We start from the raw sequence: 20,201 nt of genomic DNA on the forward strand, positions 1-20,201 counted from the left end.
CGGCCTGTGACCGCGGGCACGATCTGCCCGTGCCGTCCTATGCCGTGGGATTCGCCCGCCCCGACCGCTGGTCGCGGGAGCGGCCGGCCGAGCAGGCCACGCCGTGGCACGCCGTCGAGGCGCACCGCCCGCCGAGCGAGCTGGACGGCGAGGTGGAGCTGGCCGTCTGCGGCGCCATCGTGCAGGTGTGGGGGTCCCAGGAGTGGCAGCGGGTCGGCGTCGGGCGCACCGCCTGCCCGCAGTGCCGGACGCTGACGGCAGTCGGCCGCCCGCTCAGCCAGGTGCGCTGAGCGGGCCCCTGCCGTCCGCCGCGGTCAGCGGCGCTCGGCCCGCCGCCCGCTGATCGCCGACATGCCGGTGATCTCCCGGCCCACGATCAGCGCCTGCACCGAGTCGGTGCCCTCGAAGGTGTAGATGGCCTCCATGTCGGCGTGGTGGCGGGCCACGTGGTGCTCCAGCAGGATGCCGTCGCCACCGAGCACGTCGCGGGAGGTGGCCACGATGGCCCGGGCCTTGGCCGCGCAGTTCATCTTGGCCAGGGAGGCCATCGCCGCGGTCATCCGGCCGGCGTCGGCCAGCTTGGACAGCCGCCAGCACATCAGCTGCATGGTGGTGATCTCGGCGAGCATCCGCGCCAGCTTGTCCTGCACCAGCTGGTAACCGGCGATCGGCTGGCCGAACTGCTCGCGGCGCAGCGCGTGCGCCAGGGCCAGCTCGTAGGCGGCGGTGGCCGTGCCCAGGGAGCGCCAGGCCACGGTGTAGCGGGTGCGGTCCAGCACCGTGGAGACGTCCTTGAACGACCGGCAGTTGGCCAGCCGGTTCTCCGCGGGCACCCGGACGTCGGACAGCGTGATCTCGGCCTGCCACACCGCGCGCAGCGCGGTCTTGCCGGTCATCACCCGGGCCTCGTAGCCCGGAGTGCCCTTGTCCACGATGTAGCCGCCGACCGCGCCGTCCTCGCCGCGGGCCCAGATGATCACGTGGTCGGCGATGCTGCCGTTGCCGATCCACTTCTTCTGGCCGTTGAGCACGTAGGAGTCGCCGTCGCGGCGGGCGGAGGTCTCCAGGCCGACGGCGTCCGAGCCGTGCGCGGGCTCGGTGAGGCCGAACGCGCCGATCTTCTCCAGCCGGGCCATCGGGGGCAGGAACCGCTCCCGCTGCTCCTCGTCGCCGAGCATGGCGATCGACTGCATCGCCAGGAAGCTGTGCACGCCGTTGAAGGTGCCCACGCTGCCGTCGGCGCGGGCGAACTCCGCCGCGACCAGCCCGGCGGCCACGTTGCTCATCCCGGGGCAGCCGTAGCCCTCGATCGTGCCGCCGGCGATGCCGATCTCGGCCAGCCGGGGCACCAGCTCGAAGGGGAACTCCGCGCGCTCCCAGTAGTCGTTGATCCGCGGGGTGACCTCCTTCTCGCCGAAGGCGCGCACCCGGTCGCGGATCTCGATCTCCTCGGGCTCGAGGAGCTCCTCCAGGCCGTAGAAGTCCGTGCTCAGCTCACTCATGGGACGACGTTACGACCAGACGGTGCCGGCCGCCCGGTCGGGCGTCCCCGCCCGCAGGGGTGACCCCGCCCTCCGGCGCCCGCCGATCGGGAACCGGCTCGGCTACGTTCGCCCCGTCGTCGTCGGGAGGTCACAGGTGCCGTTCCTGGTCACGCGCCTCGCGCGCCTGGTGCGCGTGCGGCTGCCCGGGTGGCGGCTGCCGCTGGCCGTGGCGGTCGTCGTCTTCCTGACCAGCTGGGCGGCCATGGCGCTGGTCGAGCCCGACGACACCGGGATCGCCGCGCCGGGCACCTACTGGTGGTACTTCGTCGTCACCGCGGCCACCGTGGGCTACGGCGACGTCTTCCCGGCCTCCACGGCGGGTCGCCTCGTCGGGGCCTACGTCATCGTCGGCGGCATCGTCACGCTCACCCTGCTCTTCACGCAGCTGTCCGCCGCGCTGCAGTCGGTGAAGGGCAAGAGACTGAGGGGGCTGGTCGACCTGGACCTCGCCGACCACGTCGTCCTGTTCGGCTACACGCCGGGGCGAACCGCGCGCATCGTCGCGGAGCTGACCGCCGAGGGGCGCGCGCACGTGGTGCTCTGCACGTCCGACGACGTCCCCGAGGACCCGCTGCCCGAGCGGCTGGACGTCGACTTCGTCCGCGGTGACCTCACCTCACCCGACGTCATGGACCGCGCCTGCGTGGCCCGTGCCCGGACCGCGGTGGTCGACGTCGGCGACGACAACGAGGCCCTCGCAGTCGCGCTGGCCGTCACCCACGCCAACCCGGACGTGCACCTGGTCGCCGCGCTGCGCGACCTCGGCCGGCTGGACACGCTGCGCTACGTGCACCCCGACGTCCAGGCGGTGCAGTGGCACATGCCCTACCTGCTCACCGAGGAGGCCACCGACCCCGGCATCGCGCAGGTCTACAGCGACCTCATGACCAGCGGCGGGCACGGCAACACCTACTCCGCGCACCTGCCCGCCGGCTTCGCCCAGCACACGTTCGGCGACTGCCAGACGTGGTTCGGGCGCACCTTCGGCGCCACGGTCATCGCGCTGCGGACCGACCGGCGGCTGGTGGTCAGCCCCGGCTGGGACACCCCGGTGCCCGAGGGCGCCACGCTGTACTACGTCGCGCCGCGGCGGATCGAGACCGCCCGGCTCACCGGCGGCCGCTAGGAGGAGGACCTCCCTGCCCCCCGGCCCTCGCGAGCTCGGGCCGGGCCCCTGCAGGGAGGCCGCTACCCGGCGTCCGGGTCCTCGGCCGGGTCGCTCTGCGCCTCCAGCTCGGCGGTCTGCTCGGGCGTGGGCAGCTCCAGGGCGATGTCGCGCGGCTGCGGGGTGTCCTCCGACGGCGTCGTCACGCGCCCGAGCCTGCCTCAGGACCAGCCGAGCAGCTCACCGGCGAGGACGACCAGCCCGACCGCCACGGCCAGCAGGGCGAGCACCACGACCAGCACCGGGACGACGACCCAGCGCCGCTTGAACCGGTGCTTGCGGGAGCGTGCGGCTGCCCGGTCCGACCGGCGCGACGGCGGGGCCGGCGCGGGGACGGGTGCCCCGCCGGCCGTCTGACGCTGCCGCTCCAGCGCGCGGCGCTCGCGGCGGCGCTCGGCGAGGTGGCGGGCCTGGTCGCGGGCGTCGCGGGCCACGGCGTGGATGACCGTCGCCGAGACGGCCGCCAGCCGGCGCAGGTCCTCGGCGTCGATCCGCTCCACCCGGTCGACCTCGGGCACGCGCGGGGGCTGGTCGGGCGCGGGGGGCGGCGGTGACCAGGGCGCCTGCGGCGACCCGTCGAGGACCGCCTCCAGCGCGTCGCGCGCCTGCTGGGCGGTCATCCGGCGGGCCGGGTCCTTCTCCAGCAGACCGCGCAGCACCGGCTCCAGCGGGCCGGCGCGGGTGGGTGGCGGGGGCTCCTCGGACACCACGGCCATGAGCGTGGCCACCGGCTCACCGCGGCCGAAGGCCTGCCGGCCCTCGACCGCGGTGTACAGCGTCGCGCCGAGCGACCACAGGTCCACGGCCGGGCCGGGGGGCTCGCCGTGGGCCCGCTCGGGCGCCATGTAGGCCGGTGAGCCGATGATCGCGCCGGTGGTGGTGATCGCCGGGTCGCCGGTCGCGGTGGCGATGCCGAAGTCGGTGAGGCAGGCCCGCCCGTCGTCGGCGACGAGCACGTTGGCCGGCTTCACGTCGCGGTGCACGATGCCGGCCGCGTGCGCGGCGCTCAGCCCGGCCAGCACGTCGCGGCCGATGCGGGCCACCACCGGCCAGGGCAGCGGGCCCTGACCGTCGACGACCTGCTGCAGGCTGCAGGACTGCACCAGCTCGAGGACCAGCCAGGGTCGGCCGTCCTCCTCGACCACGTCGTACACCGTGGTGACCGACGGGTGGTCCAGCCGGGCGGCCGTGCGGGCCTCGCGCATGGTGCGCTCCCGCAGCACCCGGCGCTCCTCCTCGGACAGGTGCAGCGCGAAGGTGATCTCCTTGACCGCCACCGGGCGCTCCAGGCGCAGGTCGGTGGCCATCCAGACGACGCCCATGCCGCCCCGGCCGACGACCTCGCGCAGCGCGTAGCGCCCGGCGAGCAGGCGTTCGGCGGACGCCGGATCCGCGGTCATGGCCCGGACGCTACGCCCGGACGGGGGGCGCTGCGCCCCCGAGCGCGCGCGGTGACCGAGGTCCCTGTCGCCCGCAGCACCTCCCGGGCACCATCGGGACCGCCGGCCGTCCGCGGGCGCCGGGGCCCCGGCGGCCGGCCCGGCGAGGCGTCCCGTCGCGTCATGTGGACGGGCCCGGGTGGCCGCAGCGCCGCCTGCTGACGCCGGACGGCTCAGTCCGGGGAGCCCAGCCAGCGGCGCAGCACGTCGTCCTCGCGGCGCAGCACCACCACGGCCAGCTCCCGGACGGCGGCCTCGGCCTGCCGCCCGACGACCGGGGCGTCGACCTCGGCCTCCCCGGTGACCGTCGAGCGGGTGCCCCCGGTGGCCGGGCGCAGCCGGCGCTCCCCGCGCACGGCCGCCGTCCGGCCGAGGATCCGGGTCTCCACCAGCAGGACGCCGCGGTGCCCGCCGTTGCCGTCGGCCGTCCAGGTGCGCCGGTCGGAGACGTCGACCTCGCGGCCGACGAAGCGGGTGAACACCGCCGGGATGCCCAGCGTGGGGACGACGAGGCGCACGGCGGTGCGCGGTCCGCCGTCGCCCGGGGCGCTGTCCACCGACTCCAGCCGCGCGCCGAGGGTCTGCGCGTAGTCGCGGAGGAAGGCCTCGTCGGTGAGGACGGCGAGGACGTCGTCCGGACCGGCCGGGAACGTGGCGGTGTGGTCGATGGGCACGCCGCATCATCCGCCGCCGGGCCCGACCGCGCCCGACGGGCTGGTCCGGCCGCGGGCCCGGCGCTACCGTCCGGCCATGCCGGCCCGGCCGTCCGAGTCCCCGAGTCCCCCGGCGGCCGACCGGGTGCACGCCGCGGACCGGTCGGCGTGGCGGTCCTGGCTGGCGGACCACGCCGCCACCTCCGGCGGCGTGTGGCTGGTCTACGACAAGGGGCCGGGACGGCGGCTGACCTACGACGACGTCGTCGAGGAGGCGCTGTGCTTCGGCTGGGTGGACAGCCGGCCCGCCGCCCTGGACGACACCCGCGCGATGCTCTACGTCGCACCCCGCCGCCCGGGCAGCAGCTGGTCGCGGAAGAACAAGCAGCGGGTGGCGCGGCTGCGCGCGGCCGGCCTGATGACCCCGGCCGGGGAGGCCGCGGTCGCCGCGGCGCAGGCCAACGGCGCCTGGAGCGCCCTGGACGCCGTCGAGGACCTGGTCGAGCCCGACGACCTGCGGGCCGCGCTGGCCGCCGTCCCCGCGGCACTGGCCCACTGGACGGCGTTCCCCCCGTCGACCCGGCGGGCCGTCCTGGAGTGGCTGGCGTCGGCGAAGCGGGCCGAGACCCGCGCGGCCCGGGTGGCCACGACCGTCGCGGAGGCCGCCGAGGGGCGGCGGGCCAACCAGTGGCGGCAGCCCGGCGGTGCCCGCCGCTGAGCGGCCCGGGTTGTGGGCGGCGCCCCGGCCTGTGACGGTGGCCCGGTCGGGCACCGGTACCGGAGGGGGCCTCGTGGACGGCATCGCCAGGGTGGGCGCCTTCGTCGGGCGCTGGTTCGCCCTCGTCGTCGTGGCGGCGGGGGCCGTCGCGCTGGCCACGCCGGACACCTTCGCCGGTGGCGCCGTGCTGGTCCCGTACCTGCTGATGCTGATCATGCTCGGGATGGGGATGACCCTGCGGCCGGCCGACTTCGCCGTGGTGGCCCGCCGGCCGTGGGCGCTGCTGCTGGGCGTCGCGGCGCAGTACGTGGTCATGCCCGGCGTCGCCTGGCTGCTCACCCAGGCGCTGGAGCTGCCCGCTGCGGTCGCCGCCGGGGTCGTCCTGGTCGGGGCCGCGCCGGGCGGGACGGCGTCCAACGTCATGGTCTACCTGGCCAGGGGCGACACCGCGCTGTCCGTGGCGATGACGTCGGTGTCGACGCTGCTGGCCCCGCTGTTCACCCCGCTGCTGGTGCTGTGGCTGGCGGGGGAGTACCTGCCGGTGGACGCCGGCGGGCTGTTCACCTCGATCGTGCAGATCGTCCTGGTGCCGGTGCTGCTCGGGCTGGTGCTGCGCCTGGTCGTGCCGCGGGCGGTCGAGCGGGTGCTGCCGGCCCTGCCGCTGGTGTCCGTCGCCGGGATCACCGTGGTCGTCGCGATCGTCGTGGCGGGCAGTGCGGACACCATCGCGACCGTCGGCGCGGTCGTCGTCCTGGCCGTCGTGCTGCACAACGGGCTCGGGCTGGCCCTCGGCTACGCGGTGGGCCGGCTGTCCGGCATGGACGTGGCGGCCCGGCGGGCCATCAGCATCGAGGTGGGCATGCAGAACTCCGGCCTGGCGGCGGGGCTGGCCACCGTGCACTTCGGCCCCGCGGCCGCGCTGCCGGCGGCGGTCTTCTCCGTCTGGCACAACGTGTCCGGCTCCCTGCTGGCCGGCTGGTGGGCCCGGCGTCCGGACGCCCGGCCCGGTGCAGCGGGCCGGGCGTCCGGACGCGGGGTGCCTACCGCAGGTCGAAGCGGTCGAGCTCCATGACCTTGACCCAGGCGGCGACGAAGTCCCGGACGAACTGCTCCCGGGCGTCGTCGGCGGAGTAGACCTCGACGATGCCGCGCAGCACGGAGTGGGAGTTGAACACCAGGTCGGCGGCGGTCGCGGTGCGGACGACGGTGCCGTCGGCGTCCAGGCCCTCGTAGACGCCCTCCGTGTCGACCGAGGTGCGCCACTGCACGCCCAGGTCCAGCAGGGTGCGGAAGAAGTCCTGGGACAGCACGCCGGGCCGGTCGGTGAACACGCCGTGCCGGGTGCCGCCGGTGTTCGCGCCGAGCACGCGCAGCCCGCCGACCAGGACGGTCATCTCCTTGGCGGTGAGCTCGAGCATGTAGGCCCGGTCGACCAGCAGCGTCTCCGGCGCGAGCTTGCTGCCCGGGCGGATCCAGTTGCGGAACCCGTCGGCGCGGGGCTCGAGCCAGCGGGAGTTCTCGACGTCGGTCTGCTCCTGGCTGGCGTCGGTGCGCCCGGGGGAGAAGGGCACGGTCACCGGCACGCCGGCGTCGGCGGCGGCCTGCTCCACCGCGGCGCTGCCGCCGAGCACGATCAGGTCGGCCAGGGAGACCCGCGAGCCGGTCTGGGACTCGAACTCCGCCCTGACCCGCTCCAGGACCGGGAGGACGTCGCGGACGCCCTCGTTGACCGCCCAGCCGATCTGCGGCTCCAGGCGCAGCCGGGCGCCGTTGGCCCCGCCGCGGTGGTCGGTGCCGCGGTAGGACGCCGCGGCCGACCAGGCGGTGTGCACCAGCTGCGGCACGGTCAGCCCGGAGGCGAGCAGCCGTGCCTTGAGGTCGGCGACCTCGGCCTCGCCCACCAGCGGGTGGTCGACGGCGGGCACCGGGTCCTGCCAGACGAGCTCCTCGGCGGGCACGTCCGGGCCGAGGTAGCGGCTCGTGGGGCCCATGTCGCGGTGCAGCAGCTTGAACCAGGCCCGGGCGTACTGGTCGGCGAAGTACTCCGGGTCGTCGCGGAACCGCTGGGAGATCTCGCGGAAGCCGGGGTCGGCGATCAGCGCGATGTCGGTGGTGGCCATCATCGGCGGGTTCTTCTTCCCCGCGATGTGCGCGTCGGGGACCAGCTCCTGGGCCTCGGGGTCCTTCGGCTTCCACTGCTTGGCGCCGGCCGGGCTCTCGGTGAGCTCCCAGTCGTAGCTGAACAGCATCTGGAAGTAGGTGTCGTCCCACTGCGTCGGCGTCGGGGTCCAGGCGCCCTCCAGGCCGCTGGTGATGGTGTCGGCGCCCCTGCCGGTGCCGTGCTGGTTGGTCCAGCCCAGGCCGTTGCCGTGCACCGGGCAGCCCTCGGGCTCCGGGCCGACCAGCTCGGGGTTGCCGGCGCCGTGGCTCTTGCCGAAGGTGTGCCCGCCGGCGATCAGCGCGACGGTCTCCACGTCGTTCATGCCCATCCGGCTGAACGTCACCCGGATGTCGTGGGCCGAGGCGACCGGGTCCGGCCGGCCCTGCGGGCCCTCGGGGTTGACGTAGATCAGGCCCATGGTGACCGCCGCCAGCTCGCCCTCGTCCAGGTCGAGCGGCTGGTCACCGCCGCCGTAGCGCTCGTCGCCGAGCCAGGTGTCCTCCGGGCCCCAGAAGACCTCCTCGGGCTGCCAGGTGTCCTCGCGGCCGAAGGCGAACCCGAAGGTCGGCAGGCCCATGTCGTCGTGGGCGACGTTGCCGGCCAGCACCAGCAGGTCGGCCCAGGAGACCTTCCGGCCGTACTTCTGCTTGACCGGCAGCAGCAGGCGGCGGGCCTTGTCCAGGTTGGCGTTGTCCGGCCAGCTGTTGAGCGGGGCGAAGCGCTGGGCGCCGGTGCCGCCGCCACCGCGGCCGTCTGCGATGCGGTAGGTGCCGGCCGCGTGCCAGGACATCCGGATGAACAGCGGGCCGTAGTGACCCCAGTCGGCCGGCCACCAGTCCTGCGAGGTGCGCATGACCGCGACGAGGTCGCGCTTGAGCTCCTCGACGTCCAGGCCCGCGAACGCCGCCCGGTAGTCGAAGTCCGCGCCGAGGGGGTCGGAGTCCTTCGAGGGCCTGTTCAGCACGCCGAGGTCGACCTGGTTGGGCCACCAGTCCTGGACGGTGCGCGGCCGGCCGCTGGTCGCGGGGGTCGGTGAGGCGATCGCCGGGTTCTCGCTCTCGGTGGTGCTGGCGGTGTGGTTCTTGTCGATCTCGTTCGTCACGGGCGTGCCTCTCGGTGCGGGTGGGCGGGGGAGGGGGACGGGACGCCGGCCGCGCAGGACGGACAGCGCCCCCAGAAGAGGACCTCGGCCTCGTCGACGAGGAACCCCTCGTCGGCCGACGGGGTCAGGCACGGCGCGACGCCGACGGCGCAGTCGACGTCGGCGATGGCCCCGCAGGCGCGGCAGACCAGGTGGTGGTGGTTGTCGCCGACCCGTGCCTCGTAGCGGGCGTCGAGACCCTCGGGCTCGATGCGCCGCACCAGGCCGGCGTCGACGAGGGCGCGCAGGACGTCGTACACCGCCTGGTGGGAGACCGCGCCGAGACGGGCGCGTGCGGCGGCGATCAGCGCCCTGGTGTCCAGGTGCGGCTGCGCGCGGACGGCGTCCAGCACGGCCAGGCGGGGCCGGGTGACCCGCAGCCCCGCAGTCCGGAGGACGCGCTCGAGGTCCGTGTCGCTGGGCACGACCGGATCGTGCAACCTCTCCTTGAACGAGTCAAGGAAAGAGTCGGGGATCGGTGTACCGGTCCCGCCGTGTCGTGCGGGGAGCGTCGTCAGCGCAGGACGCGGATTGTGCACCGCGGTCCAGGAGCGGCGGCCAGTCGAGCGTCCGCCGTGATCAACTCGCAGTCCAGCCGCTCGGCCAGGGCCACGTAACAGGCGTCGTAGGCGCTGACGTTGGCGGGCAGCTCGAAGGCGCGTCGCACCAGTCGCAGTGTCGGGACGCGCTCGAACCGCAGTTGCTGCAGATGCCCAACGGCGGCCTCGAATCGCTGGTCGGGCAGCGTGCGAGCCAGCCAGCGCTTGCGCAGCACCGACATGGTCTCGACGTCGACCAGATCAGGCGCGGTGACCTGGTCGGCGGCGCGCAGCTCGCCGCGGGCGGCTTCCCCGGCCGCCTGGTCGTCGGCGAGGGCGTTGGCCAGGACGGAGGCGTCGACGACGATCACTGCGCGCTCGCCTGGACGCTCAGCGCCGCGAGCGTTCGTCGTCCAGGTCGGTCACGGCCTCCTGCAGGCCGACGCGACCGCCGTACTGCGCTTCGACCTCGTCGAGGACCTCGCTGATCGAGCGCTGCTCGGCGAGGTGGCGCAGCTCGGCAGCGAGGTACTGCTGCAGCGACTGGTGGCGGCGCTCGGCCTTGCGCTGGAGAGCGGCGTGCACGTCCTCGGGGACATCGCGGACCAGAACATGCGGCATGCTTGCATAATGCTTACATCAGCCGTTTGCCGCAAGGAGTCGCCGTCTCGCTTGGGGATCCCCATGTGGCCACTTCGACGGGTCTGGGGACGGCGCGGCATATCGCTGGCGGAAGGCTGACCCAGTCGCCGATGATCGGCCGCATGTCCGCTGAGGAGATCTCCGGTGAGGCATTGTCGGCTCGGTGGACCCGGTCCACCGTCTACCGGGGACATGTGGATCGACCCGGACGACGACCCACGGGAGACTGTTATGGCCACCGGCGATGAACGCAGCCTGCTCCTGGACTACTTGCGTCGCTATCGCCTGACGCTGGAGATGAAGTGCGCGGACCTCGGCGCCGAGCAGCTCGCTTGCCGGTCCGTGCTCCCGTCGACGATGTCGCTGCTGGGGCTGGTGCGGCACATGAGCGAGGTCGAGCGACACTGGTTCCGCCGGAGATGGCCAGGCAGGATGCGCCGCGGCTGTACTGCACGGATGAGGACCCTGACCGTGACTGGAACGGCGCGGTCGCCGATACAGACGTCGTTGAGGAGGCCTGGCAAACCTGGCGGACCGAGGTCGCCTTCGCCCAACGCTTCGTTGCGGAAACGCCCGACCTCGACACGATGGGCTCCACGCAGGTCCAGCTGCGCGACGTCCTCGTTGACCTGATCGAGGAGTACGCACGGCACTGCGGGCATGCCGACTTGCTGCGGGAACGGATCGACGGTCGGGTTGGCCAGGAGCGCTTCGAGTTTGCGGACGCACCGTAGGCGGAACCATGGTCGGGCAACCTCTGGTGAGCCCGTTCAGCGATTCCCTTGTAGGACGACGGCTGTCGCTCGTCAGTCCCATCGACTGCTGCGCCGGGACTGGGGACATCTAGACGACGTCGATCAGAGGTCACCGATCACGAACAGGATGAGCTCAGGGATCCGGAACAAGTTCCAGCCCAGTCCGGTGGCACCAAGGACGACACCGGCGAGTGCGAGGTGCCATCTGACCCCACCACGAGCTCGAGCGCGACGCAGGCCCAACCAGCCCAGTACGACGGCCACCAAGCAGATGACCACTGCCGCGGCGACGCCGGTCCAGTACGCGACCTCCGTGGCACCGATCGGCGTGAGGACGAGGACCACGCCGACGATCCCGACCACGAGTGCCCACAGGGCAGCCTGATTGGACCAGGTGCCCGCGCTGGTCGCCGGCACAGCCATCGCACCTGCTGGCGACAACGCCGGATCCTGTTGCCCTGACACGGGCAGGTGTCCGCCTCGCCGGGTAGTGATGAGCAGCGTGGCCCCCGCGACGGTGCAGGGAATTGCGAGGAGGAACAGCAAGCCAGCCCCGATGTTGGCACCGTCCTCAGGCGCAGTGGTGACCACGGCAATCACGAAGACCAGCCACAGCAGGACCGCTACCGCGGTCAGGCCGATGCCCCATCGCCGAGCCGTGTCCACGTGACGATGTCCCATCCACTAGTTCAAGGCCACGGTCGGTGGCTGTCCGGCCAGTATGGGCGAGCGCACCCCAGACACGAGCGCATCTACGTTGGTCATACCCATCCGCATGACAGGTCTCCGCTGGTGGCCATGCCCACAACGCACTACCCTCAGTGAGCATCGCTCGCATTGACAGGCGTCCGGCCCGATCCTTATTGGAGCTGGATCCCTGTGCGATGACGGTGGAGCGATACTTCGGACCCGTTTCTGAAGGCGGCTTCACAGGCGGGTCCAGTTCGCATCCCTACGTCGCTCGTGGACGAGGTCGATGATTGACCAGCCACGATGAAGACGCAGACGGCCGTCACGGCCCAGTTGCGCGCGATAGCCGTGAACAATCCGAGGATGACGGCTGCAGCAACCAAGGCCCACCGCATGGGGGGTACACCACGCTGGCCGCTTCGTGTCCCCGAGGCTATTTCGGCCGAGTTTGCCCACGTAGCTCAACAGCGGTCCCCTCACCCGGTCGACGGAGCGCACCGCACGTGTGCCTAAGTGGGCCGCTCAGGGCGTGCCGCGCACAGGTCGCTGACATGGATGAACGAGGTTGTCGCTCCGGGGGGTGATCACAGAGAGTGCCTGCCGTGGTGACCCGGATCGGCTACGCCGCCTGTGCGCTGTCGGTGCTGGTCGGCTTCGTCGTCATGCTCGGCCTTGGAGTCCCCACGTTCGAGGAAGGGCGTGTGGCCCTCGGGCTCATCGTCATCGCATGCTCTGGCGTCGCGATCACCCTCGGGGTGGCTGGCGTGGTCCTCCTCTGGCGCAAGAGCGGCCGACCCGACTAACTCAGCGGCCATCTAACAGCTCTGCCTGACCCATCCGGGGACTGTCCTTGCATGGGCCGCTATGGGTCGCTTGCCTCGCGGTCGAGCCGCCGGCAACCCGCAGCCCCGCCCCGTAAGCCGAACCCTCACCGGTGTTGAGACAGGTCAGGACGTAGGCCAGGAGGCCGCCGTCCCACAAGACCCGCCCGGTGAGCCTTCCCGCACGGGGAGGACAACCGGGACACCCTGCCCGACGGTCGCAGCCTCGTCGTCCGGCAGCCGCCCAACGTCCACGCCACCGTGTCGCAAAGGACCGACTGACGGAAGCCGGTGCATCGCCCAGCTGAACGTCATCAGCACCGGTAGCCGAGAAGAACGCGCCTGCTCCCAGCTGAGGCCGTCACGGTGCGGCATTACACCTCCCGCGCCGGCGATCCCCACCGGCATCTGCACCTGCAGGTCAACGAGCGCGGCGCCGAATTGCGGGTCGCAGGCGACCGCGGCGTGCCCGATGCCGTTGATCGCGGCCAGGAAGTCACGCATGCCGACGGTGTGCAACCCGCGCCACCGCAAGCCTGCTGGTGGCCAGTGGCGCGAACGTCAAGGCGGTCCAGCGGATGCTCGGCCACGCCTCCGCGGCGATGACCCTCGACGTCTACTCCGGGCTCTTCGACGACGACCTGGGCGCCCTCGCGGAACGCATGGACGCCGCCCACCAGGCGTCTGTCACGAGACGTCACGGTGCGTAGTGTGGGCACCGTGTGGGCACGGGGCCCCCCGCCAAGATCGACGAGGATGCCACAAGCCGCTGACCTCGATGTTTACCGGTGGGGCGGGTGGGGCTCGAACCCACGACCCAGGGATTATGAGTCCCGTGCTCTGACCGGCTGAGCTACCGCCCCGCGTGTACCAGCCTGCCAGACGGCCCGACACCCCCTGTGGACGACGCCGTCCGGCATCCCCAGGTCCCCCTGCTGGGTGGCTGCCGTGTGCGGGATCACACCGATGGTCGGGCGTGACCGGCCATCAGCTGGGAATTTGGCGCTGCACGGGCGCCCCGCCTGTCCCGGTGGTCACCACAGTGCACACGGTTGCTGACACCGCGTGTCGGTGGCGGGGGTCGACGGCAAGCAGGCGCCCCGATCTCGTTACCCGACCGTGACCTGCCGGCCAGGGCCCGTGTACGTTTCCCGACGGCCCTGCCGGGCTCAGCTCCTCGGGAACCGAGGGCCTCGGCACGGCCACCGCCGAACCGCCGACGCCCTCCGGGGCCGAGGCGGACCGGGGACCCACCGAACCTCTGGGGTGAGTCCTGCCTGCGCTGAGGGAGTGCAGGGAGGTAGGGCGCCGTCCGGCCCGAACCCGTCAGCTAACTCGGTAGGCGGTCGCGAGGATGAGGAGACCCGTCGCCTTGGCGACCCTGCACCGCCTGCACACCGTGGTCCGCTGCGCCACGTCACCCCGCAGCCCCCTGCGCGCACCGCGCCGGGCCGCCGTCGTCGCCGCGGCGGTGGCCGGCCTGCTGGCCGCCACCCCCGTCGTCGCCGGCGCCGCCCCCGCCCCCGCCGAGGAGCAGGCCGCCCTCGCCGAGCAGGTCGCCGAGATCGAGGAGCAGGTGCGGGCCGCCGAGGAGCAGCTGCAGCGGATGACCGTGGAGGCCGAGGCGGCCGCCGACGCCGCGCTCGTCGCCCGGGCCCAGCTCGCCGCCGGCCAGGCCGAGGCCGAGCGGACCGCCGCGGAGCTCGCGGTCGCGCAGGCTGACGTCGCGGCCGCCGAGGAGGACATCGCCGACCTCGGCCGCGAGGCCTACATGGGCGCCGAGGACCGCTACGGCGACCTGCAGATGCTGCTCGACGCGCACAGCCCGACCGAGCTGCTGCAGCAGGCCGCCACCATGGAGGTCATCGGCGACCACCGGGCCGCCCGCCTGCAGGAGTTCCTCACCGTCGCGGCCCGCCTCGAGCAGGCCGACCGGGCCGCGCAGGCCGCCGTCGCCGCCCTGGACGAGCTGGCCCGCACCGCGGCCGAGGCCGAGCAGGCCGCCAACGCCCACCTCGCCCGGGCCCAGGCCGACTACGACGCCCGCGCGGCGGAGAAGGCCCGCCTGGAGGAGGAGCTGCGCGCGGCCGGCGAGCGGCTGCTCGCCGCGCAGGGTGCCGCCGACGCCGCTGCCGCGTGGGGCGCCCAGCAGGCCCAGCGGCAGCAGACCCTCGCCGTCACGTCGGGCGCCTCCTCCGGCATGCCGACCGCCGGCCGGGTCACCTCCTGCTACGGCCCGCGCTGGGGGACGATGCACCAGGGTGTGGACATCGCCGCCCCCATCGGCACGCCCATCCACGTGCCCGAGGACGGCGTGGTGCTGCAGGCCGGCGCGGCCAGCGGCTTCGGCCAGGCCGTCTACGTCCAGCACGGCGACGGGCAGATCACCCTCTACGGGCACGTCGACCAGTACTTCGTCAGCGCCGGGCAGGTCGTCTCGGCCGGCGAGCACATCGCCGACGTCGGCAACAAGGGCCAGTCCACCGGCCCGCACCTGCACTTCGAGGTGCACCGCGGCGGCCTCTACGCCAGCCGGGTGGACCCGATGCCCTGGCTGCAGGCGCGCGGCATCACCCTCGGCGGGGCCTGCTGAGCCGCTGATCGGCTGCGCCGGCACCCGGCGGCCGGCTCCGCCGGAGGCCACCCCGGGCGGGTGAGGCCGGTCAAGCCGGCACCCCGTCGGGCCGATGCTCCGTCCGTGGACGAGGGGCCGGACGGCGACGGCGGCGGTAGACGCCGCGGCGACCTGCGCCGGCCCCGGGCGGCGGTCCGCGCGGTCCTCTACCGCCAGCTGGCCACCGACGAGGACCGGGCCGCCTACTGGGTGCGCCACGTGCGGCTCGGCGTGGCGCTCACCGAGGTGACCGCCCTCGCCGTGGCCGGGTACGTGCTGATGACGCCGGGCACCCCCACGCGCACCGCCACGCTCATGGCGCTGGCCGTGGTCGCCGCCCTCGCCGCACCCCTGCTGCTCCTGCTGCCGCTGGCCGCGATGGTGCGCGGTCCCCGCGGCAGCCTGCTGTTCTACCTGTGGAGCCTCGCGGACACAGTGCTGGTCACCGTCGCCACCCGCGTGGACGGCGGTGCGTCCAGCCCGCTGTCGGTGCTGCTGTTCCTCCTCCTGGCCTTCATGGCCGTGGCCTACCCGCCGTCCGGGGTCGTCCTGATGGGCGCGGTCACGACCGGCGGCTACCTGCTGTGCGTCAGCGGCGGGCTGGGCTCCTCGGCCGTCTTCGTCGCGCTGGTCATGGCCACCTACACGCTGCTGTGCGCGATGGCCTCGGCCAACCAGTGGGAGGCGCAGGACCGGCAGGTGCTGCTGCTGCGCACCTCCGAGGTGCTCGCAGCCACCGACCCGCTGACCGGGTGTCTCAACCGGCGGGCCTTCCTGGACCGGCTGGGCTCCGCCGCGGCCGGCGCCGGCGGCCCCTGGGTGGTCTGCCTGGTCGACCTCGACGGCTTCAAGGGCGTCAACGACCGCAGTGGCCACGCCGCCGGGGACGCCGTCCTCCGCGAGGTCACCGCCGCGCTGGGGGTCGTGGTCCGGGAGACCGACACGGTGGCCCGGCTCGGCGGCGACGAGTTCGCCGTCCTGGCCCGCTCGACCGCGGCGGACGCCGCGTCACTCGCCGCGCGACTCCGCGACGCCGTGGCCGCCGTGGGCGCCCGCTGCGGGGTGACCGCCAGCGTCGGCGTCACCGAGGTGCGCGCCGGCGAGGCCGGGCACGAGGTGCTCGGCCGCGCCGACCAGGCCATGTACCGGGCCAAGAGCGCCGGCGGCAACCAGGTCACCGCGCTCACCCGGTGAGCCGGGGACCTGCGGGTCCTCCTCGGGTCGGCAGCGCTGTCCCACTACGCTCGGTGAGCGCGTTCCGCAACCGGACCGGTCGCCAGCGTGCCGATCGCGCGCCCGGGGCGTCGTTCCTGTGGACCGGCTGTGGGGTCGTTGTGGATCCGTGGACGGCAGCCCCCGACCCGTGGTGGGCCGCTGACCAGCGCGGAGGGTCGGTGGGTGGAACGGCCGGGTCACAGGTGACCCAACTGCACCGTCCGCACTGGCGCGATGGGGCGACCATCGTGCACACTGTCCCCGGGACTCCTGGTCCCGGATCGCCGAACACAGCGCGTCACCGAATCGATCGTCCGTTGGGGAAGACGAGACCGATCGAGTCGATGGAGGTGCCCCGTGCAGCGACGGTCTACCCAGGGTGTCGTCTTCGTGCACGCGTGCCCGAAGGCGCTCTGCCAGCACGTCGAGTGGGCGCTCGAGCGCGTCATCGGCGCGCCGGTCTCCCTGTCGTGGGCCGACCAGCCCGCGGCGCACGGGTCCTACCGTGCCGAGGTGGCCTGGACCGGCGCCCCCGGGACGGGCGCCAAGCTGGTCGCCGCGCTGCGCGCGTGGCCGATGCTGCGCTTCGAGGTGACCGAGGAGGCCAGCTACGGCAACGACGGGGAGCGGATGTCCTACGTGCCCGGCCACGGCGTCTTCCGCGCCCCCACGAGCGCCAACGGCGACCTCGTGGTGAGCGAGCAGCAGCTGCGCAACCTCGCCGCCAACGCCACGTCGATCGAGGCCTTCCGGCACGGGGTGGACGAGCTGCTCGGTGCCGCCTGGGACGCCGACCTGGAGGTCTACCGGCACGCCGGCGACGGCAGCCCGGTCACCTGGCTGCACCAGGTGGTCTAGTCCCTGCACCGGGCCCCGGCACCGGGGCCCTTGGTCACGATCCGACCACGACGGGGCAGCGCCCGGGGCCCTCTCGTCGTAGGCTCAGACCGGTCGTCCGGACGTCGACGGGGAAGCGGCGTCCGGACGACCATGCTCCTGCCACAGCGTCCCCTACAGCGGGATGTTGCCGTGTGCCCCGCGGCCGGGCGGTGCCGCCGCCAGCGCCTCCACCAGCCGCCGCCGGGTCCGCGCCGGGTCGACCACCTCGTCGACGACACCGATCTGCACGGCCCGGTCGACCCCGCCGGCGATCCGCTCGTGCTCGGCGGCCAACTGCGCGTGCAGCGCCTCCCGCTCCCCGGAGGGCACGGCGGCCAGCCGCTTGCGGTGCAGGATGCCGACGGCGGCCTTGGCGCCCATCACCGCGACCTCGGCGCCCGGCCAGGCGAGCACCGTCGTCGCGCCCAGCGAGCGGGCGTTCATCGCGATGTAGGCCCCGCCGTAGGACTTGCGGGTCACCAGCGTCACCCGGGGCACCACCGCCTCGGCGAAGGCGTGCAGCAGCTTCGCCCCGCGGCGCACCACGCCGTCCCACTCCTGGCCGACGCCGGGCAGGTAGCCGGGCACGTCGACCAGTACCACCAGCGGGACGCCGAACGCGTCGCAGGTCCGCACGAAGCGGGCCGCCTTCTCCGCCGACGTGGAGTCCAGGCAGCCGCCCAGCCGCAGCGGGTTGTTGGCGACCACCCCGACGGTGCGCCCGGCCAGCCGGCCCAGCGCGGTGACGACGTTGGGGGCCCAGCGGGCGTGCAGCTCCAGCGGCGGGCCGTCGAGGACGGCGGCCACCAGCGGCTTGACGTCGTAGGCGCGGTTGGCCTGCTCGGGCAGCAGTGCGCGCAGGTCGACGTCCGGGCCGGTACCCGCGAGGTCGAGCGTGCCCTGTGCGGCCAGCAGGTCGACCGCCTGCCGCGCCGCGTCCAGGGCCGCCTCCTCCGAGGCGGTGACCACGTGCACGACCCCGCTGCGCCGGCCGTGGGTGTCCGGGCCGCCGAGGCTCTCCATGTCGACGTCCTCGCCGGTGACCGAGCGGACGACGTCCGGCCCGGTGACGAACACCCGCCCGGCCGGGCCCATGACCACCAGGTCGGTCAGCGCCGGGCCGTAGGCGGCGCCGCCGGCCGCCGGGCCCAGGACGACGGAGACCTGCGGCACCCGCCCGGAGGCCCGCACCATCGCCGCGAACACCTCGCCCACCGCGTGCAGCGCGCTGACGCCCTCGGCCAGCCGCGCGCCGCCGGAGTGCCAGATGCCGACCACCGGCACCCGCTCGCGGACCGCGGCGTCGATGGCGTCCACGACGTGCCGGCAGCCGTCGACGCCCATGGCGCCGCCCATGACGGTGGCGTCGGTGCAGTAGGCGATCGTCGGGGTGCCCGAGACCGTCCCGCGGGCCGCGACGACGCCGGAGGTGTCGCGCGGCCCCAGCAGCGACAGCGAGCCGGGGTCGAGCAACCGCGCCAGGCGGTCGGCGGGGTCGCGTGGGTCGACGGTGGTCGGTGCAGCGGCGTGCAGCGTGGTCATCGGACCCCTCCGGGCCGGGACGTGCGGGATCGGCCCGGGGGGACGGCGTCCGACCGGGCGGGGTGGGTGGGTCCTCCGGGGGCTACGCGGTGGTGAAGACCAGCGCGATGTTGTGGCCGCCGAACCCGAAGGAGTCGTTGACCGCGGCGCCGAACCGGGCGTGCCGCGGCTCGCGGCGCACGATGTCCAGCGCCTGGACGGCGGCGTCGTCGTCCGGGTCGTCGAGGTTGGCGGTGGCCGGCACGACCTGCTCGCGCAGCGCCAGGATGGTGAACACCGACTCCAGCGCACCGGCCGCGCCCAGCAGGTGCCCGGTCTGGCTCTTGGTGGCCGTCACGAGGGTGTGCTCGCCGATGGTGTCCCGGATGGCCGCGGCCTCCGCGGTGTCGCCCACGGGCGTGGACGTGGCGTGCGCGTTGACGTGGCCGATGTCGGCGGCGCTGAGCCCCGCGTCGCGCAGGGCCGCCGCGATCGCCCGGCCGGCCCCCTCGCCCTCGGGGTGCGGGGCGACCAGGTCGTAGCCGTCGGCGGTGCCGCCGGCGCCGGCGAGGCGGGCGTGGATCCGGGCGCCGCGGGCGCGGGCGGCGTCCCCGCGCTCGAGCACCAGGGCGGCGGCGCCCTCGCCGAGCACGAAGCCGTCGCGGGCCTTGTCGAAGGGCCGGGAGGCCCGCCCCGGCTCGTCGTTGCGGGTGCTCATGGCGCGCATGGCGGCGAACCCCGCCATCGGCAGCGGGTGCACGCAGGCCTCCGCGCCGCCGACCAGCACGACGTCGGCGCGGTCGTAGCGCAGCAGGTCCAGCCCCCAGCGGATGGCCTCGGCACCCGACGCGCAGGCGCTGACCGGGGCGTGCACGCCGCCCTTCGCGCCGACTGCCAGCCCGACCGCGGCGGCCGGGCCGTTGGGCATCAGCATCGGGATGGTGAAGGGCGAGACCCGCTTGGGGCCCTTCTGCTCCAGGATGTCGTCCTGGTCGAGCAGGGTCACCGCACCGCCGATGCCGGTGCCGAAGACGACGGCGACCCGCAGGGGGTCCACCCCGGCCTCGCCCGCCCCGGAGTGCTGCCAGGCCTCCTCGCCGGCGAGCACGGCCACCTGCTGGCTGCGGTCGAGCCGGCGGGCGCGGACGCGGTCGATCCGGCTGGCCGGGTCGATGGGCAGCCGGGCGACGAGCTGGGCGGGGAAGTCCCGGGCCCACTCGTCGGTGAGCCGGCTGACCCCCGACCGCCCGGCCAGCAGCGCGTCCCACGTGCTGGCGACGTCGCTGCCGAGCGGCGTGGTGGCACCGAGTCCGGTGACGACGACGTCATCGATGGACGTGCTCATGACGGATCTCCTCTCGTGCTGCTGCCGGGCGGCCGGGGGTCGGCCACCCTCCCGGGCCCGCGCCGGCGAGGCGTGGACCGGAGGGTGGTCGGCTCAGCGGTTCTTCTGGATGTAGTCCATGGCGTCGCCGACGGTCTTGATGTTGGCCAGCTCGTCGTCGGGGATGGCGACGCCGAACTTGTCCTCGACCGCGGTGGCGATCTCGACCATCGACAGCGAGTCGACGTCGAGGTCCTCGGTGAACGACTTCTCCGGGGTGGCGTCGGCGGGTGCCACGCCCGCCACCTCCTCCAGGATCTCGGCCAGGCCGGTCTGGATGTCCGCGTTCGCGGGCTCGCTCACGTGCAGGTCCTCTCTCT

At 74.0% G+C, this 20,201-nt stretch carries 21 protein-coding genes, 1 tRNA gene, 2 pseudogenes and 1 riboswitch; of the genes and pseudogenes, 11 read left to right on the forward strand and 13 right to left on the reverse strand.

Translation table 11 applies throughout. The features are described 5' to 3' along the window. The first annotated feature begins 44 nt into the window (after positions 1 to 44). Complete coding sequence (locus RTG05_RS07720) at positions 45 to 290, forward strand: hypothetical protein (RefSeq protein ID WP_315912419.1); 246 nt, start codon at positions 45 to 47, stop codon at positions 288 to 290. Between the two features lie 24 nt (positions 291 to 314). On the opposite strand, the gene RTG05_RS07725 is transcribed toward RTG05_RS07720, so the two are convergent. After that, complete coding sequence (locus RTG05_RS07725; protein WP_166528157.1) at positions 315 to 1,502, reverse strand: acyl-CoA dehydrogenase family protein; 1,188 nt, start codon at positions 1,500 to 1,502, stop codon at positions 315 to 317. Positions 1,503 to 1,638: 136 nt separating this feature from the next. On the opposite strand from RTG05_RS07725, the gene RTG05_RS07730 reads away from it, so the two are divergent. Next, positions 1,639 to 2,670 (forward strand): NAD-binding protein, encoded by a 1,032-nt coding sequence (locus RTG05_RS07730; RefSeq protein WP_166528158.1) that lies wholly within the window; start codon positions 1,639 to 1,641, stop codon positions 2,668 to 2,670. Positions 2,671 to 2,732: 62 nt separating this feature from the next. Here RTG05_RS07730 and RTG05_RS07735 read toward each other — a convergent pair whose 3' ends face one another. The 3 genes from RTG05_RS07735 to RTG05_RS07745 form a co-directional block, all read right to left on the reverse strand. Then, a complete protein-coding gene (locus RTG05_RS07735; protein ID WP_315912420.1) occupies positions 2,733 to 2,855 on the reverse strand; it encodes a hypothetical protein in 123 nt (40 codons plus the stop codon). Between the two features lie 15 nt (positions 2,856 to 2,870). Next, positions 2,871 to 4,109 (reverse strand): serine/threonine-protein kinase, encoded by a 1,239-nt coding sequence (locus RTG05_RS07740; RefSeq protein WP_166528159.1) that lies wholly within the window; start codon positions 4,107 to 4,109, stop codon positions 2,871 to 2,873. A gap of 212 nt (positions 4,110 to 4,321) precedes the next feature. Then, complete coding sequence (locus RTG05_RS07745; protein WP_166528160.1) at positions 4,322 to 4,822, reverse strand: DUF2505 domain-containing protein; 501 nt, start codon at positions 4,820 to 4,822, stop codon at positions 4,322 to 4,324. A 76-nt stretch (positions 4,823 to 4,898) separates the two neighbouring features. Here RTG05_RS07745 and RTG05_RS07750 point away from each other — a divergent pair, with 76 nt between their 5' ends. Continuing rightward, positions 4,899 to 5,519: a YdeI/OmpD-associated family protein gene (locus RTG05_RS07750; protein WP_166528161.1), complete on the forward strand. Its 621-nt coding sequence runs from the start codon at positions 4,899 to 4,901 to the stop codon at positions 5,517 to 5,519. A 73-nt stretch (positions 5,520 to 5,592) separates the two neighbouring features. Continuing rightward, positions 5,593 to 6,591 carry a bile acid:sodium symporter family protein gene (locus RTG05_RS07755; protein WP_166528162.1) on the forward strand — a complete coding sequence of 333 codons (999 nt, stop codon included), beginning with the start codon at positions 5,593 to 5,595 and terminating at the stop codon, positions 6,589 to 6,591. On the opposite strand, the gene katG is transcribed toward RTG05_RS07755, so the two are convergent. The 4 genes from katG to RTG05_RS07775 form a co-directional block, all read right to left on the reverse strand. Next, entirely contained in the window at positions 6,560 to 8,782 is a 2,223-nt protein-coding gene (gene katG, locus RTG05_RS07760; protein ID WP_166528163.1) for a catalase/peroxidase HPI, read from the reverse strand. The two genes, RTG05_RS07755 and katG, sit on opposite strands and share 32 nt — an antisense overlap. Then, positions 8,779 to 9,246: a Fur family transcriptional regulator gene (locus RTG05_RS07765; RefSeq protein ID WP_166528164.1), complete on the reverse strand. Its 468-nt coding sequence runs from the start codon at positions 9,244 to 9,246 to the stop codon at positions 8,779 to 8,781. Before RTG05_RS07765 ends, katG begins: the two co-directional genes overlap by 4 nt. Before the next feature lie 89 nt (positions 9,247 to 9,335). Next, positions 9,336 to 9,731, reverse strand: coding sequence for a type II toxin-antitoxin system VapC family toxin (locus RTG05_RS07770; RefSeq protein ID WP_166528165.1), 396 nt, complete (start codon positions 9,729 to 9,731; stop codon positions 9,336 to 9,338). A 19-nt stretch (positions 9,732 to 9,750) separates the two neighbouring features. Continuing rightward, positions 9,751 to 9,981: a FitA-like ribbon-helix-helix domain-containing protein gene (locus RTG05_RS07775; RefSeq protein ID WP_166528166.1), complete on the reverse strand. Its 231-nt coding sequence runs from the start codon at positions 9,979 to 9,981 to the stop codon at positions 9,751 to 9,753. A gap of 318 nt (positions 9,982 to 10,299) precedes the next feature. Here RTG05_RS07775 and RTG05_RS07780 point away from each other — a divergent pair. Beyond that, positions 10,300 to 10,736: pseudogene (locus RTG05_RS07780) on the forward strand (DinB family protein). 123 nt (positions 10,737 to 10,859) lie between these two features. Here RTG05_RS07780 and RTG05_RS07785 read toward each other — a convergent pair. Further along, positions 10,860 to 11,423 (reverse strand): hypothetical protein, encoded by a 564-nt coding sequence (locus RTG05_RS07785; RefSeq protein WP_166528167.1) that lies wholly within the window; start codon positions 11,421 to 11,423, stop codon positions 10,860 to 10,862. Positions 11,424 to 12,049: 626 nt separating this feature from the next. On the opposite strand from RTG05_RS07785, the gene RTG05_RS07790 reads away from it, so the two are divergent. From RTG05_RS07790 to RTG05_RS07800, 3 genes and pseudogenes are all read left to right on the forward strand, one after another. Then, positions 12,050 to 12,250, forward strand: a complete 201-nt coding sequence (locus tag RTG05_RS07790) for a hypothetical protein (RefSeq protein ID WP_166528168.1) — start codon at positions 12,050 to 12,052, stop codon at positions 12,248 to 12,250. 372 nt (positions 12,251 to 12,622) lie between these two features. Beyond that, positions 12,623 to 12,700: pseudogene (locus tag RTG05_RS22350) on the forward strand (relaxase domain-containing protein); the annotation flags it as partial. A 110-nt stretch (positions 12,701 to 12,810) separates the two neighbouring features. Then, a complete protein-coding gene (locus tag RTG05_RS07800) occupies positions 12,811 to 12,978 on the forward strand; it encodes a hypothetical protein (protein ID WP_166528169.1) in 168 nt (55 codons plus the stop codon). Between the two features lie 79 nt (positions 12,979 to 13,057). Here RTG05_RS07800 and RTG05_RS07805 read toward each other — a convergent pair. After that, positions 13,058 to 13,131, reverse strand: a tRNA-Ile gene (locus tag RTG05_RS07805). A gap of 333 nt (positions 13,132 to 13,464) precedes the next feature. Continuing rightward, positions 13,465 to 13,626: riboswitch (cyclic di-AMP (ydaO/yuaA leader) on the forward strand. Positions 13,627 to 13,640: 14 nt separating this feature from the next. Here RTG05_RS07805 and RTG05_RS07810 point away from each other — a divergent pair. From RTG05_RS07810 to RTG05_RS07820, 3 genes are all read left to right on the forward strand, one after another. Continuing rightward, on the forward strand, positions 13,641 to 14,861 hold the full coding sequence (locus RTG05_RS07810; protein ID WP_166528170.1) for a M23 family metallopeptidase: 1,221 nt from the start codon (positions 13,641 to 13,643) through the stop codon (positions 14,859 to 14,861). A 105-nt stretch (positions 14,862 to 14,966) separates the two neighbouring features. Further along, on the forward strand, positions 14,967 to 16,076 hold the full coding sequence (locus tag RTG05_RS07815; RefSeq protein ID WP_166528171.1) for a GGDEF domain-containing protein: 1,110 nt from the start codon (positions 14,967 to 14,969) through the stop codon (positions 16,074 to 16,076). Positions 16,077 to 16,454: 378 nt separating this feature from the next. After that, the gene (locus RTG05_RS07820; protein WP_089305362.1) at positions 16,455 to 16,955 is read left to right on the forward strand and encodes a DUF3145 domain-containing protein; all 501 of its coding nucleotides are present in this window, start codon (positions 16,455 to 16,457) and stop codon (positions 16,953 to 16,955) included. 153 nt (positions 16,956 to 17,108) lie between these two features. Here RTG05_RS07820 and RTG05_RS07825 read toward each other — a convergent pair whose 3' ends face one another. The 3 genes from RTG05_RS07825 to RTG05_RS07835 form a co-directional block, all read right to left on the reverse strand. Then, positions 17,109 to 18,518, reverse strand: coding sequence for an acyl-CoA carboxylase subunit beta (locus RTG05_RS07825; RefSeq protein WP_166528172.1), 1,410 nt, complete (start codon positions 18,516 to 18,518; stop codon positions 17,109 to 17,111). 82 nt (positions 18,519 to 18,600) lie between these two features. Then, complete coding sequence (locus tag RTG05_RS07830; protein WP_166528173.1) at positions 18,601 to 19,842, reverse strand: beta-ketoacyl-[acyl-carrier-protein] synthase family protein; 1,242 nt, start codon at positions 19,840 to 19,842, stop codon at positions 18,601 to 18,603. Between the two features lie 93 nt (positions 19,843 to 19,935). Further along, complete coding sequence (locus tag RTG05_RS07835; RefSeq protein ID WP_166528174.1) at positions 19,936 to 20,184, reverse strand: acyl carrier protein; 249 nt, start codon at positions 20,182 to 20,184, stop codon at positions 19,936 to 19,938. Positions 20,185 to 20,201: the final 17 nt, after the last annotated feature.

Source organism: Geodermatophilus sp. DSM 44513, from assembly GCF_032460525.1.
GTDB lineage: Bacteria > Actinomycetota > Actinomycetes > Mycobacteriales > Geodermatophilaceae > Geodermatophilus.